Source organism: Streptomyces sp. NPDC036984 (genome assembly GCF_055607665.1).
Map to the genome: position 1 here is coordinate 744,251 of NZ_JBVJRL010000001.1, position 15,775 is coordinate 760,025.

Below are 15,775 nucleotides of genomic sequence, written 5' to 3' on the forward strand. Positions count from 1 at the left end.
CCGTACGAGGATCGTGCGCGGGCCGCAACCGACCCAGGCGGCAACCCGCTCCACGCCCCGCCGAGTCCGGACGACGCGGGATCAGCGAGGAGCGGGTGCCGACCGCTCGTACAGCGCCTCCACCTGGGGTGCGAAGTCCCGCATGATCTGGGCGCGGCGCAGTTTCATGGAGGGGGTGAGGTGGCCGGCCTGTTCGGTGAAGTCGGTCGGCAGGACGGTGAAGCGGCGGATGGATTCGGGGCGGGAGACCATGCGGTTCGCCTCGTCCACCGCCCGCTGGAGGACCTGGGTCAACTCCGGGTTCCCCATGAGGAGTTCCGGTGGTACCGGGTGTTTGCCGATCATCTGGCGCCAGTGGGTGATGCCGTCGGGGTCGAGGGTGATGAGGGCTGCCACGAAGGGGCGGGCGTCGCCCACCAGCATCACCTGGGAGATCAGCGGGTGCTGGCGCAGCCAGTTCTCCAGCGGGGCCGGGGCCACCGACTTGCCGCCCGCCGTGATCAGCAGTTCCTTCTTGCGGCCGGTGATGGTCAGGTAGCCCTCGTCGTCCAGCTCGCCGAGGTCGCCGGTGGGCAGCCAGCCGTCCAGGGCCGCGGGGGCCACTCCGCCCGCCTGCGGGTCCCAGTAGCCGCGCAGCACATGGTCGCCGGCGATGAGGATCTCGCCGTCCGCCGCGATCCTGACCCGCGTGCCGGGCAGCGGCCAGCCGACCGTGCCCAGGCGGGGCTTCAGCGGCGGGGTGACCGTCGAGGCGCCGGCGGTCTCCGTGAGGCCGTAGCCCTCGAAGATCTCGATGCCGGCGCCCGCGTAGAACGCGGCGAGGCGCCGGCCGAGCGGGGAGCCGCCGCAGATCGCGTACCGGACGCGACCGCCCATGGCGGCGCGGATCCGGCGGTAGACGAGGGGGTCGTAGAGGGTGCGCTGCGTCTTCAGGGCGCGGCTCGGGCCGTTGCCGCTGCCGGTCTGGCGGGCCTCCAGCGCCTCGCCGTAGCGCCGGGCCACGGCCGCCGCCCGGTCGAAGACCGCCACCCGGCCGCCCGCCTCCGACTTGGCCCGCGCGGAGTTGTAGATCTTCTCCAGCATGTAGGGGATGGTCAGCAGGCAGGTCGGCCGGAAGGCCGCCAGGTCCGGGAGGAGGTCGTCCGGAGCCAGGCTGGGGGCGTGGCCGAGGCGGACCCGGGCGCGGACACAGGCGATGGCCACCATCCGGCCGAACACATGGGACATGGGCAGGAAGAGAAGCACCGACGGCTCGTCGTCCTCGGCCTTGAAGACCGGGTAGAGGAGTTCGATCGCGTTGTCGACCTCGGCGAAGAAGTTGCCGTGCGAGAGGGCGCAGCCCTTGGGTCGGCCGGTGGTGCCCGAGGTGTAGATCAGCGTGGCGAGCGTGTCGGGTCCCAGCATGCCCCGCCGTACGCCCACCTCCCCGTCCGGCACCGGCGCGCCCGCCTCGGCGAGCCGGGCCACATGGTCCTTGTCCATCACCCACAGGTGGCGGACGTCGGGCAGGTGCGCGAGTTCGGCGCCGATCGCGGCGGCCTGGGCGCTGGTCTCCGTGACCAGGGCGACCGCGCCGGAGTCGTGCAGGATCCAGCGGGTCTGGAAGACCGAGGAGGTCGGATAGACCGGGACCGTGACCAGGCCGGCCGCCCAGGCCGCGAAGTCGAGCAGGGTCCATTCGTAGGTCGTCCGGGCCATCACCGCGATCCGGTCGCCGGGCATCAGACCCTCGGCGATCAGGCCCTTGGCGACCGCCTGTACCTGGGCGGCGAAGGCGGCCGCCGTCACGTCCGTCCAGCGGCCGCCGGGCAGCTTGCGGCTGAGGACGACCGCGTCGGGGTCCGTCTCCGCGTTCTCGTACGGCAGGTCGGCGAGGGAGCCGTGGGTGACCGGGGGCGCGAACGGCGGGACCGAGACCTCCCGGACCGCGCCGTCGAGCCGCTTCACCTCCGGTGCCACCAGGACCGGGCGGCCGTCGTAGTCGGTGGCGGAGACCGGGGTGCCGGAGGAGACGGGGGCGTTCGGGTACGGCGTGGACACGGGCGGCTCCTCTGGCGTGCGTGCACCGGCGGTGCGCCCCCGAAGAGGGGGGTTACCGCCGGTTAGGCAGGTGATCGTACGGCTCCGCTGTGAGGGGGGTGTGCGGGTTCGGGGATGGTCCGGGGCCGGGGATGTGCAACGTTGCGGGTTATGTGACGGAGGCTCACCTTTTCTGGCCTGGGTCGATTCCGGTGCGGTGCGGTACGGGCTTCGGTGCGGAGTGGTACGGGTTCCGGCGTGGAGTGGTCCGGGCTCCGGTGCCGAGTGGTACGGGTTGCGGTGCCGCGTGGTTCAGGGGCGTTCCAGGATCGCCGTCACGCCCACGCCGCCCGCCGCGCAGACCGAAACGAGGCCCCGGGACGGGCCCTGCCGTTCCGCCAGCAGCTTGGCCAGGGTCGCCACGATGCGGGCGCCCGTCGCGGCGAAGGGGTGGCCCGTGGCCAGGGAGGAGCCGTTCACATTCAGGCGGGAGCGGTCCAGCGGGGGCAGGCCGCGCTTCTCCCAGGCCGCCAGCGTGGCCAGCACCTGGGAGGCGAACGCCTCGTGGATCTCGACCAGGTCGAAGTCGCCCAGGTCCAGGCCGGTGCGCTCCAGCAGGCGCGGGACCGCGTACGCCGGCGCCATCAGCAGGCCGTCCGCGCCGTCCGTGATGTCTCCGTGGACGAAGTCGACGGCCGCCGTCTCGTAGGCGGTCAGGTAGGCCAGCGGCTCCAGGCCGCGCGCCTCGGCCCACTCCTCGCTCGCCAGCAGGACCAGCGCGGCGCCGTCCGTGAGCGGAGTCGAATTGCCCGCGGTCATGGTCGGGTCGGGGTACCGGAGGCCGAACACCGGCTTCAGGCCGGCCAGTTTCTCCGGGGTGGAGTCCGGGCGCAGGTTCTGGTCCCGCTCCAGGCCGCGGAAGGGGATCACCAGATCCGCGAAGAAGCCCCGGTCGTAGGCGGCGGCCAGGTTCCGGTGGCTGGCGGCCGCCAGGGCGTCCTGCGCCTCGCGGGAGATGCCCCAGGCGCGGGCGGTGACCGCCGCATGTTCGCCCATCGACAGGCCGGTGCGCGGCTCGGCGTTGCGCGGGATGTCGGGGATCAGGTGGGCGGGGCGGATCTTGGCGAGGGCCTTCAGGCGGGCGCCCGCCGACTTCGCCCGGCGGGCCTCCAGCAGGATGCGGCGCAGGTCGTCGTTGACGCCGAGGGGCGCGTCGCTCGCGGTGTCGACGCCGCCCGCGATCGCCGACTCGGTCTGCCCGAGGGCGATCTTGTTGGCGGCGGTGATGACGGCCTGGAGGCCGGTGCCGCACGCCTGCTGGATGTCGTAGGCAGGGGTGCGCGGGTGCAGGGTCGAGCCGAGGAGGGTCTCGCGGGCCAGGTTGAAGTCCCGGCTGTGCTTGAGGACCGCGCCGGCGACGAACTCGCCGACCGCGCCCGGCCCCTGGAGCGTGTAGCGGTCGGCCAGGCCGTTCAGGGCGGCGGTGAGCATCTCCTGGTTGGAGGCGGTGGCGTAGGGGCCGTCGGCGCGGGCGAAGGGGGTACGGGTGCCGCCGAGCACCGCGACCCGGCGTGCGCGAGGTGGCTCAAGGGGACTCATCTCGACCTGCTCCTCATCCGTGACATAGGCTTACCCCCGGTAACATTACTCCAGAGTAAGCACTTCGACCGAGTCGCGCGGGAGTTGCACATGGCCGACCGCTACCTCAGCTTCACCGGCACGGCACCCGGCCGTTTCCTCACCCGGCGCCTGGGCCTGCCCCAGCCGGCCGAGCTGATCCGGTGGTCGCCCGAACGGCCGGCGCTGCCCGGTCCGCTGCTGCACCTCACCGCCGGGACCTCCGCCCTCGACCTCGCGCCCGTCCTCGCCCGCACCGGCCTCGCCCCGGGCGAGGCGGAGCCCGCCGTCGTCGTCCTGGACGCCACCGGGGTACGGGACGTGGAGACGCTCGCCGAGGTGCACGCGGCCCTCCACCCCGTCGTACGGTCCGTCGCCCCGAGCGGCCGGGTGCTGGTGCTGGGCGCCCCGCTCGACCCCGCCGACCACCACCAGTCGGCCGCCCAGCAGGCTCTGGAGGGCTTCACCCGTTCGCTCGGCAAGGAGATCGGGCGGGGCAGGACCGTCAACCTGCTGCGGCTGACGGACGCGGCCGCCGCCGAGTCCACCCTGCGGTTCCTCCTCTCCCCCAAGTCCGCCTATGTCAGCGGCCAGGTGATCGAGGTGGGCGGCGGGACGGTCACGCCCCCGGCGGACTGGGACCGGCCGCTGGCCGGGCGGACCGCGCTGGTCACCGGGGCCGCGCGCGGGATCGGCGAGGCCGTCGCCGGGACCCTCGCCCGGGACGGCGCCCAAGTCGTCGTCCTCGACGTGCCCGCCGCCGGGGCGGACGCCCGCCGGGTCGCCGAACGGCTCGGCGGCACCGCCCTCGCCCTCGACATCACCGCCGCCGACGCGGGCGAGCGCATCGCCGCCGCGCTCCCCGACGGCCTGGACGTACTCGTCCACAACGCGGGCATCACCCGGGACCGGCGACTGGCCAACATGCCCGCCGACCGGTGGGCTTCCGTGCTGGACGTCAACCTCGCGAGCGTGCTGCGCGCCACCGACGCCCTGCTGGCCAAGGGCGCCCTGCGCGCCGGCGGGCGGATCGTGGCCACCGCGTCCATCGCCGGGCTCGCCGGCAACGCGGGCCAGACCAACTACGGCGCGAGCAAGGCGGGCGTGGCCGGGCTCGTGCGCTCCCTCGCGCCGCGCGCGCTCGCCGAGCACGGGGTGACCGTGAACGCGGTGGCGCCCGGGTTCATCGAGACGAAGATGACCGCCGCGGTCCCGTTGTTCATCCGGGAGGCGGGCCGCCGTATGAACTCCCTCGCGCAGGGCGGGCTGCCGGCCGACGTCGCCGAGACCGCCGCATGGCTCGCCCACCCGGCCTCCGGCACGGTCAACGGCCAGGTCGTCCGCGTCTGCGGCCAGAGCCTGCTGGGGGCCTGATGAACGCGGTCACCCTCACCGCCGCCCCCGCGCTGGCCCCGCTGCTGGCCCGGGGTGCCCTGCGCTCGCCCTTCAAGCGGCCCGCCCCCGACGCGGCCTTCCCGCGCACCCGCCTGGTGCTGCCCGGCCTGCGCGTGGACCTGACGAAGCTGGCCGCGTACGAACGGGTCTGCGGCTTCCCGACCGGCGAGCCCGACCTGCCGGTCACCTATCCCCATGTCCTCGGCTTCCCGCTGGCCATGCGGCTGATGAGCGGGCGGGACTTCCCGCTGCCACTGCTGGGACTGGTGCACACGTCGATCGAGATCGAGCGGGGCGCCGCGCTGGCGACCGACCGGTCGTACGAACTCGGTGTGCGGATCGCCGGGCTGGCCGCGCACCGGCGGGGGACGGAGGCGACGGTGGTGACGGAAATGCGGTCGGGCGGGGGCGTGGTGTGGGCGTCCCGGAGCACGTATCTGGCCCGGCACCGCACCGGCCCCGGCACGTCACCCGCGCCGCGAAAGGACGCGGACACCGCGCTGCCCGTCGTCGCCGAGTGGAGCCTCGCCGGGGACGTGGGGCGGCGGTACGGTGCCGCGTCCGGCGACCGCAACCCCATCCATCTGTATCCGTTCACCGCCCGGCTCTTCGGCTTCCCCCGGGCCATCGCCCACGGCATGTGGACCCTGACCCGCTGCCTGGCCGCCCACGGCACGAGCGGCTCCGCCGGGGTGCGGGCCGAGTTCCGGGCGCCGGTGCTGCTGCCGGGGACCGTGACGTACGGCGCGGACGGGAGGGGGCGGTTCGAGTTGCGGGGCGAGGGGGGACGGGTGCATGTGAGTGGGGAGGTGCGGGGCGGGGGAGCGCCGTAGGGTGCCTCGCCGTTGCCGGGTGCGGGTGCTTCGTGGCTTGTCGCGCCCACGCGGCGGAGCCGCATATCAGACACGGCCCCGCGCCCCTAGGTCGGCTCAGCCGGCGGGGTCCACACGTGGCCCCGCATCAGGCTGCCCAGTCCCGACCACGCGAAGTTCATCAGGGTGGCCGCCGCCTGGCGGGCGGTGACGTCCGGGGTGGCGTTGGCCCAGGCGGCGAGGGACTCCGCCGCGCCGACCAGGGCCTCGGCCAGACCGGCCACCTCATGCTCGGGCAGGTCGGGATCCCGGTGGGCCTCCCGGGCCGCCACCGCGACCAGCCGGGTCACGAAGGCGACGATCTCCGTGCGCATCGCGGCGACCTCGGTCGCGAAGGGCTCGCCGTGCGTACGGGCCTGGAGATGCAGAACCGACCAGCCGTCGGGATGCTCGGCGGTGTGCGCGAAGAACGCCCGCAGACCGTCCCAGAGTTGCCGGTCGACGGGCAGCTCCGGCCGGACGGCCGCGCGGACGGCCTCCGTCAGCGCGGCCGCCTCACGGCGGATGCAGGCGGTGAAGAGGTCTTCCTTCGAGTTCAGGTACAGGTAGACCAACGGCTTGGACACGCCCGCGAGTTCGGCGATCTCGTCCATCGAGGCGGCCATGTACCCGCGCTGCCCGAAGATCCGTACGGCAGCATCGAGCATCTGCTGCTCCCGGACCGCCCTCGGCATCCGTTTGGTCTTGACGGCACCCATGGGGGCAAGACTAGTTGGGCCGGAGCCCGGACTAGTTGGACGTGGCAGCCTCGCCCTGTGCCCTCGACGTGTCGTCGTCCAGGTCCTCCTGGCTGCGGTTGGCGTCCAGGTTGGCCTTCATCCGGTCGACCTTGTGCACGATCTGCACCGACGCCCGGTCCCGCTCCTTGCGCAGCACCACCCAGCTGATCGGCGCCGACAGGACCAGGGCGAGCAGCAGGACCCACAGGCCGTTGGAGTCGCCGAAGCCGCGCGGGAAGATGCCCGAGTAGACGGCACCCCAGACGATCACGAGGCAGCCCGCGAAGATACCGAGGCGCATCAGCGTGTAGCGGAGCATCTCAATCCACTCGTCCGATTCCAAAAGGGGTCATCGTCCAGTGAAGCACGGCCGGCAGGCGATCACGCAGGGGGGTCAGCCGAGCGGCAGCAGCATGACGATCTCGTCGCGGTCGTCGCCGGGCGCGGCCCGGATGGCGTCCGGGACCCGGCCGACCTCCTTGTAGCCGCAGGAGGCGTAGAACCGCTCCAGGCCGAGCCCGCCCCGGCAGGTCAGCCGGATCGCCTCGACGCCCTCGATCCCGCGGGCCGCGTCCGCGGCGGCGGCCAGCAGGTCACGGCCGTAGCCCCGGCCCTGGTGCCGGGGGTGGACCATCACCGTGTACAGCCACACCCAGTGGGGCATCAGCCGGTGGGTGTTCCGGGTGAGGAAGGCGGTCGCGGCCACCGCGCCGGCCTCGTCGTGCCCGACCAGCAGCCGGGTGCGCCCCTCGGCCATCTGCACGAAGTGCCGCACCAGCTCCGGCCGTATCTCCGCACGGGTCACCGGCGGGACGAAGCCGACGGCTCCGCCCGCGTTCGAGACATCCGTCCACAGGTCGAGGATGCCGTCGCGAAGGGCCGGGGTGACCGCGGGGTCCAGCGTGAAGGTAAGAGGCACGCGCCGAGTGTATCTATTACGCGAGGGCGCGGGCAGCCACCTGCAGATCGGCCACCAGCCCCTGGTAGGCCACCCTGCGGTCCTCGTCCTGCGCCCGCAGCACGGAGGACGGGTGCACCGTCGGCACCAGCCGCTCCGGCCGGCCGTGGATCTCCCGCTCCAGCACGGTCCCGCGCACCTCGCCCACCCGGAACGACGACCCCAGCAGCGCCTTCCCGGCCGTGGCGCCGAGCACCACGATCAGCTCCGGCTCCACCAGCGCAAGCTCCGCCGCCAGCCAGGGGCCGCAGGCCGTCATCTCCCGCAGGCTCGGTGCCTTGTGGATCCGGCGCTTGCGGGGCTCGGCCTGGGTGAACTTGAAGTGCTTGACCGCGTTGGTCACATAGGCGTCCGCCGGGTCCAGGCCGGCTTCCTCCAGCGCTCGGTCGAGGAGTTTTCCGGCTGGGCCGACGAAGGGTCTGCCCTGGCGGTCCTCCTGATCGCCGGGCTGCTCGCCCACGAGCATGAGCCGGGCGTCGGTGTTTCCCGCACCGAAGACCGTCTGCGTGGCGGGGATGTGCAGGGGGCAGCCACGACAGCCTGCGGCGGCTCGGCGGAGCGCTCGGAGGTCGGCGCCCTCCGGAACGAAGGGGTCGGCCGTGTAGGCGTCCTCGGGGGCCTTCGTTGCCGGCATGCCGGGCGAGTACCCCTCGTTTCGGCGGGGAATCGAGGGGTCGGTCCGGCCGTCGCCCGGCTGCCGGGGCGTTGTGGCTGGTCGCGCGGTTCCCCGCGCCCCTGGGTGGGACCAGGCGCCGTCGGGGATCGGGCCGAGGTGCACGGCGGTCGGCGGACCGTGCCGACCGCGTCTCCCGCGCAGGACGGCCGGGACATGGCTCCGGCCTGCGCCTGGGCTTGTTCGCTCAGCCGTCCCGCCGGCCGAGTCGGGCGGGTGGGCGGGTGGGCGGGTCAGACGCGCATCGGCTGGGGGGACTCGCGGCGCGCCGGGTCAGGGCCCTCGTACTCGCGGATGATCTCGTAGCGCGTGTTCCGCTCCACCGGGCGGAAGCCGGCGTCGCGGATCAGTTCCAGGAGGTCCTCGCGGGTCAGCTTGTTCGGCGTGCCGTAGTTGTCCGCGTCATGGGTGATCTTGTACTCGACCACCGAGCCGTCCATGTCGTCCGCACCGTGCTGGAGGGCCAGCTGGGCGGTCTGCACGCCGTGCATCACCCAGAAGACCTTGACGTGCGGGACGTTGTCGAACAGCAGCCGCGACACCGCGAAGGTCTTCAGGGCCTCCGCGCCGGTCGCCATCTGGGTGCGGGCCTGAAGGCGATTGCGGATCTTGCCGTCCTTCATGTCCACGAAGTCGTGCTGGTAGCGCAGCGGGATGAAGACCTGGAAGCCGTTCGTCTCGTCCTGGAGCTCGCGCAGGCGCAGGACGTGGTCGACGCGGTGGCGGGGCTCCTCGATGTGGCCGTACAGCATGGTGCACGGGGTCTTGAGACCCTTCTCGTGCGCCAGGCGGTGGATACGCGACCAGTCCTCCCAGTGGGTCCGGTGGTCCACGATGTGCTGCCGGACCTCCCAGTCGAAGATCTCGGCGCCGCCACCGGTCAGGGACTCCAGACCGGCGTCGATCAGCTCGTCGAGGATCTCGGACGCCGACAGGCCGGAGATCGTCTCGAAGTGGTGGATCTCCGTCGCCGTGAACGCCTTCAGCGAGACGTTCGGAAGGGCCGCCTTCAGCTCCCGCAGCGAACGCGGGTAGTACCGCCACGGCAGGTTCGGGTGCAGGCCGTTGACGATGTGCAGCTCGGTGAGGTTCTCCGACTCCATCGCCTTGGCGAGCTTGACGGCCTCCTCGATGCGCATCGTGTACGCGTCCTTCTCGCCCGGCTTGCGCTGGAACGAGCAGTAGGCGCAGGAGGCCGTGCACACGTTGGTCATGTTCAGGTGCCGGTTGACGTTGAAGTGAACGACGTCACCGTTCTTGCGGGTCCGCACCTCGTGGGCGAGCCCGCCCAGCCAGGCCAGGTCGTCCGACTCGTACAGCGCGATGCCGTCCTCGCGGGTCAGCCGCTCACCGGAACGGACCTTCTCCTCCAGCTCGCGCTTGAGCCCGACGTCCATGGCAACACCTTTCTACGACAGCCCGACCAACCGTATCCCTAGACCTCTTCGGGCAGCTCCCCGACCCGGTTCTCCCACTTCGTGGAGAGCACGATCGTGGTACGGGTCCGGGAGACGCCCTTCGTACCGCTGAGCCGCCGGATGATCCGCTCCAGGCCGTCCACGTCCGCCGCCCGCACCTTGAGCATGAAGGAGTCGTCGCCGGCGATGAACCAGCAGTCCTCGATCTCCGGCAGGTCCCGCAGCCGCTGCGCGACGTCCTCGTGGTCGGCCGCGTCGGACAGCGAGATGCCGATCAGCGCGGTGACACCGAGGCCGAGCGAGGCCGCGTTCACCGTCGCGCGGTAGCCGGTGATGACACCGGCCGCCTCGAGCCGGTTGATGCGGTCGGTGACGCTGGGGCCCGACAGGCCGACAAGGCGTCCCAGCTCCGCGTACGAGGCCCGGCCGTTCTCCCTCAGGGCCTGGATGAGCTGCCTGTCCACCGCGTCCATGCGATCGAAGCCTTCCGGTGAAAATTCCTGGAGTGATGAGAGGTAGGTACCGCTACTTGCCCGCTGTGCCGCCGCCCAGCTCGCCCCGCCAGCGCCGGTAGAGGCCGTGCTCGACGCCCGCCGCGTCCAGCACCCGGCCGGCGACGAAGTCCACCAGGTCCTGGATGTGGGTGGCGCCCGCGTAGAAGGCCGGCGAGGCCGGCACCACCGAGGCGCCCGCGTCGTCCAGCGCGACGAGGTGCCGCAGCGTCTGCCCGTTCAGCGGGGTCTCCCGCACGGACACGACCAGCGTCCGGCGCTCCTTCAGCGTGACGCTCGCCACGCGCTGGAGCAGGTCCTTGGACAGGCCGAGCGCCACACCGGCCACACAGGCGGTGGAGGCGGGCACGATGAGCATCCCCTTCGCCGGATACGACCCCGAGGACGGGCCGGCGGCGAGATCGCCCGCGCTCCAGTACCGCAGCCCGCTGACGTCCACCTCGAAGGTGCCGGGCTTGCCGTCGGCGCCGCGGGCCAGCCATTCCCGCAGGTCGTCCTGCCAGTGGGCGTCCCGGAACGAGATTCCCGTCTCGTCCAGCAGCGTCAGCCGCGAGGCCCGGCTGACCACCAGGTCCACCGCTTCCCCCGCCCCCAGCAGCGCTCGCAGCACGGCAGCCGCGTACGGCGTCCCGGAAGCTCCGGACACCCCCACGATCCAAGGCACGCGCTGCGTTTCTCCTGCGTTCACACCTTGAGCGTACCGGCGGGTCCGGCGGTGTTCAGGCCGGGTGGGGCCCGGCTCCTCAGACAGTCAGACCGCGTACGACGAGATCAAGCAGCGCGCACACGAACAGGGCAATGCCGATGAACCCGTTGACGCTGAAGAACGCCCTGTTCACACGGGACAGATCATGGGGGCGGACGATGCGGTGCTCGTAGAGGAAGGCGCCCGCGACGATCAGCAGGCCCAGCCAGAAGAACGCGCCGGCGTGGGTGGCCAGGGCGTACCAGACGAACAGGCCCGTCGTGATCGCATGGCAGACCCGTGCGCCCCAGATCGCGGCCGGGATGCCGAAGCGGGCCGGGACGGACATGACGCCGATCTCGCGGTCGGTCTCGACGTCCTGGCAGGCGTAGATCAGGTCGAAGCCGCCGATCCAGATGCCCACGGCCAGCCCCAGGATCACCGCCGTCCAGGACCACTCACCGCTGACCGCCAGCCAGCCGCCGATCGGTCCCATGGACTGGGCGAGACCCAGGATGGCCTGCGGGAAGTTGGTGAACCGCTTCCCGTAGGGATAGACCACCATCGGGATCACGGCGACCGGGGCCAGGGCCAGGCACAGCGGGTTGAGGAGGGCCGCGGCACCGAGGAAGATCACCAGGGCGATCAGCGCACCCGTCCAGGCGTGCCGTACCGACATCGCGCCGGTCACCAGCTCACGGTGGGCCGTGCGCGGGTTCCGGGCGTCGATCTCGCGGTCGATGATCCGGTTGACCGCCATCGCGAACGTGCGCAGGCCCACCATGCAGACGGTGACCAGCAGCAGGCGGACCCAGTGGATGTTCCGGTCCCACTCGTACATCGCCGTGAGGGTGGCGATGTAGGCGAAGGGGAGCGCGAAGACCGAGTGCTCGATCATCACCAGGCGCAGGAACGCCTTGGTGCGTCCCGGCTGGGCGAGGGCGGCGGACGCTGAACTCACAGGCCGTACTCCTTCCAGCGGCGGTCGACCAGGGCCGCCGTATCGGGGTCGGACAGGACCATGTCCGGCCAGCCTCCGTCCCTCGTGTACCCCTCCTCCGGCCACTTCTTCGTGGCGTCGATACCCGCCTTGCCGCCCCAGAACTGCTGGTAGGAGGCGTGGTCGAGGTGGTCGACGGGGCCTTCGACGACCGTGAGGTCGCGGGCGTAGTCGGTGTTGCCGAGCGCCCGCCAGGCGACCTCGTGCAGATCGTGGACGTCACAGTCGGAGTCCACGACGACGATCAGCTTGGTGAGGGACATCATGTGCGCCCCCCAGATCGCGTGCATCACCTTCTGCGCGTGCTTCGGGTACTTCTTGTCGATCGAGACGATCGCGCAGTTGTGGAAGCCGCCGGCCTCGGGCAGGTGGTAGTCCACGATGTCCGGGACGATGATCTTCAGCAGGGGGAGGAAGAAGCGTTCCGTGGCGCGGCCGAGCGGGCCGTCCTCCGTCGGGGGGCGGCCGACCACGATCGACTGGAGCAGCGGGCGCCGGCGCATGGTCACGCAGTCGATCTTCAGGGCCGGGAAGGGCTCCTGCGGGGTGTAGAAGCCGGTGTGGTCGCCGAAGGGGCCCTCGGGCAGCATCTCGCCGGGCTCCAGCCAGCCCTCCAGGACGACCTCGGCGTTCGCGGGCACCTGGAGCGGGACGGTCTTGCAGTCGACCATCTCGATCCGCTTGCCGGCGAGGAACCCGGCGAAGAGGTACTCGTCGATGTCGCCGGGCAGCGGGGCCGTGGAGGCGTAGGTGACGGCCGGGGGGCAGCCGAAGGCGATGGCGACGGGCAGCCGCTCGCCGCGCCGGGCGGCGACCTGGTAGTGGTTCCGGCTGTCCTTGTGGATCTGCCAGTGCATGCCGATCGTTCGCCGGTCGTGGCGCTGGAGGCGGTACAGGCCCAGGTTCCGGACACCGCTCTCGGGGTCCTTGGTGTGGGTCAGGCCCAGGTTGAAGAAGGAGCCGCCGTCCTGGGGCCAGGTGAACAGCGCCGGGAGCCGGTCGAGGTCGACCTCGTCCCCGTGCAGGACCACCTCGTGCACCGGCGCGTCCTTGACCTTCCTCGGCGGGACGTGGGCCATCGCACCCAGCTTGCCGAACGCCTCGCGCACGCCGACGAAGCCGTGCGGCAGCTCGGGCCGCAGCAGACCGCCGATCTTCTCGGAGATCTCGCCGTACGACTTCAGGCCCAGCGCCTTCAGCAGGCGGCGGTCGGTGCCGTACACGTTCATGGCGAGGGGCATGTCCGAGCCGCGCACCTTCTCGAAGAGCAGCGCCGGGCCGCCGGACTTCTGCACCCGGTCGACGATCTCCCCGACCTCCAGATACGGGTCGACCTCGGCCTTGATGCGCTTGAGGTCTCCCTCGCGCTCCAGCGCCCTCAGCAGGGAGCGAAGATCGTCGTAAGCCATGGGGCCAAGTATCGCCGACGTACCGCTTTGTCCATGCGCCGACCCCCGTCCTGCCGGGCTCCGGGGGGTGGGCGGTCAGCGGAAGACGGCCACCGGGTACTGGAGCACGACCTCCCGGGCCCCGGGGTCCCAGCTGGTCACCTTGCCCAGGCAGTGCGCCGGGAACCGGCCCTCGGGCAGTTCCTCAACAGCTACTACTACGGCGACAACGTCAACATGTACGGCGGCCAGGGCAACCAGGGCATCGTCAAGACCCAGGTGGGCGCCGGCGCGGCCGGGCAGAGCCCGGAACTGGTCGCGGCCCTCGCCGAACTGCACCGGCTGATCGGCGAGTTGCGCGCCCAGGTGCCGGCCGCCAGCGCCCAGCTGCTCGACGAGTCCCTGCCCGCGCTCAGCGCCGACACCGCCGTCCCGGCGCAGGAGCGGCATCGCGCGCTGATGGCGATCGCCGGGATCGCCACCACCGTCGGCACGGTCGGCCAGCCGGTGGCCCAGGCGATCCAGGCGATCATCGGGCTGCTGGGCGGCTAGGTCCCGGCTCACGGCCGGATTCTCAGCCACCGACCCTGAGCCGCCGGCTCTCGGCCGGCTCTCGGCCGCCGGCTCTCAGACCCTGGCCCAGCTCTGCGCGGCGGTCCCCGGCTCGCAGGCCTGCTCCCCCACGTTCCCGCCGAAGGTGAGGGCGAGGCAGCCGCCGTCGTAGACCGTGGCCAGGGTGTTCCCGGAGCCGGTCCGCCACAGGCGGGGGCTGCCGGCCTGCGCGCAGTCGCCGACGAAGACGGCCTGGCCCTGGCCGTTGGCGCTCAGGCAGGAGCCGGTCGAGACGTTGACGACCTTGACGGCGCCGCCCGAGGCGCTGCGGAAGGTCCAGTGGGCGGCCTCGTCGGAGCAGTCGCCGAGGCCCGTGGAGCCGTAGACCTGGATCAGGCACTTGCCGTTCTCGCCGTTCTTCAGGCGGAAGGAGGCGGGAGTGGTGGAGGTCCCACCGGTCCCGTCGGAGCTGCCGCCGGCGGAGCTGTCCGAACCGCCCGGACTGCCCGAGCCGCCCGAACTGCCGGTGTCATCGGTACCGCCCGTGGTGCCGGAACCGCCCGAGCCGCCGGAAGCGGAGCCGGAGCCGCTGCCCGTGGTGCCCGCGCCGCCCGTGCCGCTCCCGCCGCCGTCGCCCTTTCCGTCGGCCCCCGAGGCCGTCTTGCCCCGCTTCTCGGCGTCCGCCGGGGAGGCCGAGCCCTTCTTGGGCGGCTTCGGTGTGCCGGAGCGCCCGGTGGTGGACGCGCCGGGCACGGGGGCGGCCGGCGCGGAGGCGGACGCGCCCGGGGTGCCGGCGGCACCGTCCCGGCGGGCGTCGGTGGTGTACGGCGCGAGCTGGAAGGCCAGGGTCGCCACCCCGGCTCCGACCACGACCGGGACGACGGCAAGCACCACCCGGGTACGGCGCCGCTTCCGCTCCCGCTCCCGGGGTTCGGCGGCGGGCCGGACGACGACCTGGGGCTCCGAAGCCCCGGGCTCCGCCTCCGTGCCCGTCGGAGTCTCCGGGACCTCGGGAGCCACCGACGCCTCGGGGACCTGAGTGACTTCGGGCACCTGGGCCGCGAACTCCGCGCGGGCGGTGAGGAGTTCGGTGAGGGCGGAGGGCCACAGCGGGCCGGGTCCGGACGGGATCTTGCCCTCGGCCAGTTCGAGCAGCTCGGCCGCGGTGGGCCGGCCCTCGGGGTCCTTGTCCAGGCAGGACGCGACGACACAGGCCAGCTCCGGGTCGGCCGTGCGCAGCTCCGCCAGGTCGGGCTGCTCGTGCACGATCCGGTAGAGCACCCCGTGCCCGGACTCGTCGCCGAAGGGCGGCCGCCCGGATCCCGCGTAGGCCACCACGGAACCGAGGGCGAAGACGTCCACCGCGCCGGTCAGCCGCCGGGCGCCCGACGCCTGTTCGGGAGACATGTAGGCCGGGGTGCCGACCACCATCCCGGTCCGGGTCAGCTGGCTCTGCTCGGCGGCCCGGGCCACGCCGAAGTCGATGAGGGTCAGCCCGTCGAGGGTCAGCATGACGTTGGACGGCTTGACGTCCCGGTGCACCATGTCCAGCCCGTGCACCGCGGCCAGCCCGGCCGCGGCCTCCCGCAGCAGCAGCCACAGCGACTCGGCCGGCAGCGGTCCGCCGTGCGCCTCGACGGCCTCGCGCAGGGTCAGCCCGGGCACGTACGCGGTGGCGAACCACGGCGGCCGGGCGTCACGGTCACCGGCGAGCAGTGGTGCGGTCGCGCCGGCGGGCAGCCGGGCGAGGTTGTCCAGTTCGTGCCCGAAGCGCCGTACGAAGTCCTTGTCCTCGCCGACGACGGACGGCAGCACCTGTTTGACGGCGGCGTACCGCCCCTCGTGCACACCGAGGTAGACCCGGCCCATGCCGCCGGCCCCCAGCCGGCCGACGAGCGGGATCGGCCCGATCCGCCGCGGATCGTCGTCCGTCAGCGGCTCGACGCCGTGGTGTTCCCCGTTCAACT

General features: G+C 72.5%; 15 protein-coding genes. 3 read left to right on the plus strand and 12 right to left on the minus strand.

Translation table 11 applies throughout. The features are described from left to right. Positions 1–81 precede the first annotated feature (81 nt). Together ACZ7DL_RS03450 and ACZ7DL_RS03455 are read right to left on the minus strand one after the other, a co-directional pair. Complete coding sequence (locus ACZ7DL_RS03450; protein ID WP_470771045.1) at positions 82–2,040, minus strand: AMP-dependent synthetase/ligase; 1,959 nt, start codon at positions 2,038–2,040, stop codon at positions 82–84. Between the two features lie 291 nt (positions 2,041–2,331). After that, on the minus strand, positions 2,332–3,618 hold the full coding sequence (locus ACZ7DL_RS03455) for an acetyl-CoA C-acetyltransferase (RefSeq protein ID WP_470771047.1): 1,287 nt from the start codon (positions 3,616–3,618) through the stop codon (positions 2,332–2,334). Between the two features lie 90 nt (positions 3,619–3,708). Here ACZ7DL_RS03455 and ACZ7DL_RS03460 point away from each other — a divergent pair, with 90 nt between their 5' ends. After that, positions 3,709–5,010, plus strand: a complete 1,302-nt coding sequence (locus tag ACZ7DL_RS03460; RefSeq protein ID WP_470771048.1) for a 3-oxoacyl-ACP reductase — start codon at positions 3,709–3,711, stop codon at positions 5,008–5,010. Further along, a complete protein-coding gene (locus ACZ7DL_RS03465; protein ID WP_470771050.1) occupies positions 5,010–5,864 on the plus strand; it encodes a MaoC family dehydratase in 855 nt (284 codons plus the stop codon). Before ACZ7DL_RS03460 ends, ACZ7DL_RS03465 begins: the two co-directional genes overlap by 1 nt. A gap of 86 nt (positions 5,865–5,950) precedes the next feature. Here ACZ7DL_RS03465 and ACZ7DL_RS03470 read toward each other — a convergent pair whose 3' ends face one another. The 9 genes from ACZ7DL_RS03470 to ACZ7DL_RS03510 all read right to left on the minus strand — a co-directional run bounded on the left by ACZ7DL_RS03470 (position 5,951) and on the right by ACZ7DL_RS03510 (position 13,277). Continuing rightward, complete coding sequence (locus ACZ7DL_RS03470) at positions 5,951–6,601, minus strand: TetR/AcrR family transcriptional regulator (RefSeq protein WP_470771051.1); 651 nt, start codon at positions 6,599–6,601, stop codon at positions 5,951–5,953. A gap of 31 nt (positions 6,602–6,632) precedes the next feature. Beyond that, positions 6,633–6,941 (minus strand): DUF4229 domain-containing protein, encoded by a 309-nt coding sequence (locus tag ACZ7DL_RS03475; protein WP_470771205.1) that lies wholly within the window; start codon positions 6,939–6,941, stop codon positions 6,633–6,635. Positions 6,942–7,016: 75 nt separating this feature from the next. After that, the gene (locus ACZ7DL_RS03480) at positions 7,017–7,541 is read right to left on the minus strand and encodes a GNAT family N-acetyltransferase (RefSeq protein ID WP_470771052.1); all 525 of its coding nucleotides are present in this window, start codon (positions 7,539–7,541) and stop codon (positions 7,017–7,019) included. A gap of 16 nt (positions 7,542–7,557) precedes the next feature. Beyond that, positions 7,558–8,214: a UdgX family uracil-DNA binding protein gene (locus ACZ7DL_RS03485; RefSeq protein WP_470771053.1), complete on the minus strand. Its 657-nt coding sequence runs from the start codon at positions 8,212–8,214 to the stop codon at positions 7,558–7,560. Positions 8,215–8,486: 272 nt separating this feature from the next. Then, entirely contained in the window at positions 8,487–9,650 is a 1,164-nt protein-coding gene (gene mqnE, locus ACZ7DL_RS03490) for an aminofutalosine synthase MqnE (protein WP_356147087.1), read from the minus strand. Between the two features lie 38 nt (positions 9,651–9,688). Beyond that, positions 9,689–10,144 carry an Lrp/AsnC family transcriptional regulator gene (locus tag ACZ7DL_RS03495; RefSeq protein WP_470771054.1) on the minus strand — a complete coding sequence of 152 codons (456 nt, stop codon included), beginning with the start codon at positions 10,142–10,144 and terminating at the stop codon, positions 9,689–9,691. Between the two features lie 52 nt (positions 10,145–10,196). Further along, positions 10,197–10,847, minus strand: coding sequence for a UbiX family flavin prenyltransferase (locus tag ACZ7DL_RS03500; protein WP_470771206.1), 651 nt, complete (start codon positions 10,845–10,847; stop codon positions 10,197–10,199). A gap of 79 nt (positions 10,848–10,926) precedes the next feature. Further along, positions 10,927–11,829 (minus strand): menaquinone biosynthesis prenyltransferase MqnP, encoded by a 903-nt coding sequence (gene mqnP, locus ACZ7DL_RS03505; protein ID WP_470771055.1) that lies wholly within the window; start codon positions 11,827–11,829, stop codon positions 10,927–10,929. Further along, positions 11,826–13,277, minus strand: a complete 1,452-nt coding sequence (locus ACZ7DL_RS03510) for a menaquinone biosynthesis decarboxylase (RefSeq protein ID WP_470771057.1) — start codon at positions 13,275–13,277, stop codon at positions 11,826–11,828. Before ACZ7DL_RS03510 ends, mqnP begins: the two co-directional genes overlap by 4 nt. 153 nt (positions 13,278–13,430) lie before the next feature. Between ACZ7DL_RS03510 and ACZ7DL_RS03515 the strand changes: the two genes are divergently transcribed. Next, positions 13,431–13,808 (plus strand): hypothetical protein, encoded by a 378-nt coding sequence (locus tag ACZ7DL_RS03515; RefSeq protein ID WP_470771058.1) that lies wholly within the window; start codon positions 13,431–13,433, stop codon positions 13,806–13,808. A 75-nt stretch (positions 13,809–13,883) separates the two neighbouring features. Here ACZ7DL_RS03515 and ACZ7DL_RS03520 read toward each other — a convergent pair whose 3' ends face one another. Continuing rightward, positions 13,884–15,773: a serine/threonine-protein kinase gene (locus ACZ7DL_RS03520; protein WP_470771059.1), complete on the minus strand. Its 1,890-nt coding sequence runs from the start codon at positions 15,771–15,773 to the stop codon at positions 13,884–13,886. Between the last annotated feature and the right edge of the window lie 2 nt (positions 15,774–15,775).

What these genes read in the sequence shown, in the direction of transcription:
- ACZ7DL_RS03455 (WP_470771047.1), bottom strand. Translation starts at nt 3,618, where the DNA reads ATGAGTCCCCTTGAGCCACCTCGCGCACGCCGGGTCGCGGTGCTCGGC.
- ACZ7DL_RS03460 (WP_470771048.1), top strand. Translation starts at nt 3,709, where the DNA reads ATGGCCGACCGCTACCTCAGCTTCACCGGCACGGCACCCGGCCGTTTC.
- ACZ7DL_RS03465 (WP_470771050.1), top strand. Translation starts at nt 5,010, where the DNA reads ATGAACGCGGTCACCCTCACCGCCGCCCCCGCGCTGGCCCCGCTGCTG.
- ACZ7DL_RS03470 (WP_470771051.1), bottom strand. Translation starts at nt 6,601, where the DNA reads ATGGGTGCCGTCAAGACCAAACGGATGCCGAGGGCGGTCCGGGAGCAG.
- ACZ7DL_RS03475 (WP_470771205.1), bottom strand. Translation starts at nt 6,941, where the DNA reads ATGCTCCGCTACACGCTGATGCGCCTCGGTATCTTCGCGGGCTGCCTC.
- ACZ7DL_RS03485 (WP_470771053.1), bottom strand. Translation starts at nt 8,214, where the DNA reads ATGCCGGCAACGAAGGCCCCCGAGGACGCCTACACGGCCGACCCCTTC.
- mqnE (WP_356147087.1), bottom strand. Translation starts at nt 9,650, where the DNA reads ATGGACGTCGGGCTCAAGCGCGAGCTGGAGGAGAAGGTCCGTTCCGGT.
- ACZ7DL_RS03495 (WP_470771054.1), bottom strand. Translation starts at nt 10,144, where the DNA reads ATGGACGCGGTGGACAGGCAGCTCATCCAGGCCCTGAGGGAGAACGGC.
- ACZ7DL_RS03510 (WP_470771057.1), bottom strand. Translation starts at nt 13,277, where the DNA reads ATGGCTTACGACGATCTTCGCTCCCTGCTGAGGGCGCTGGAGCGCGAG.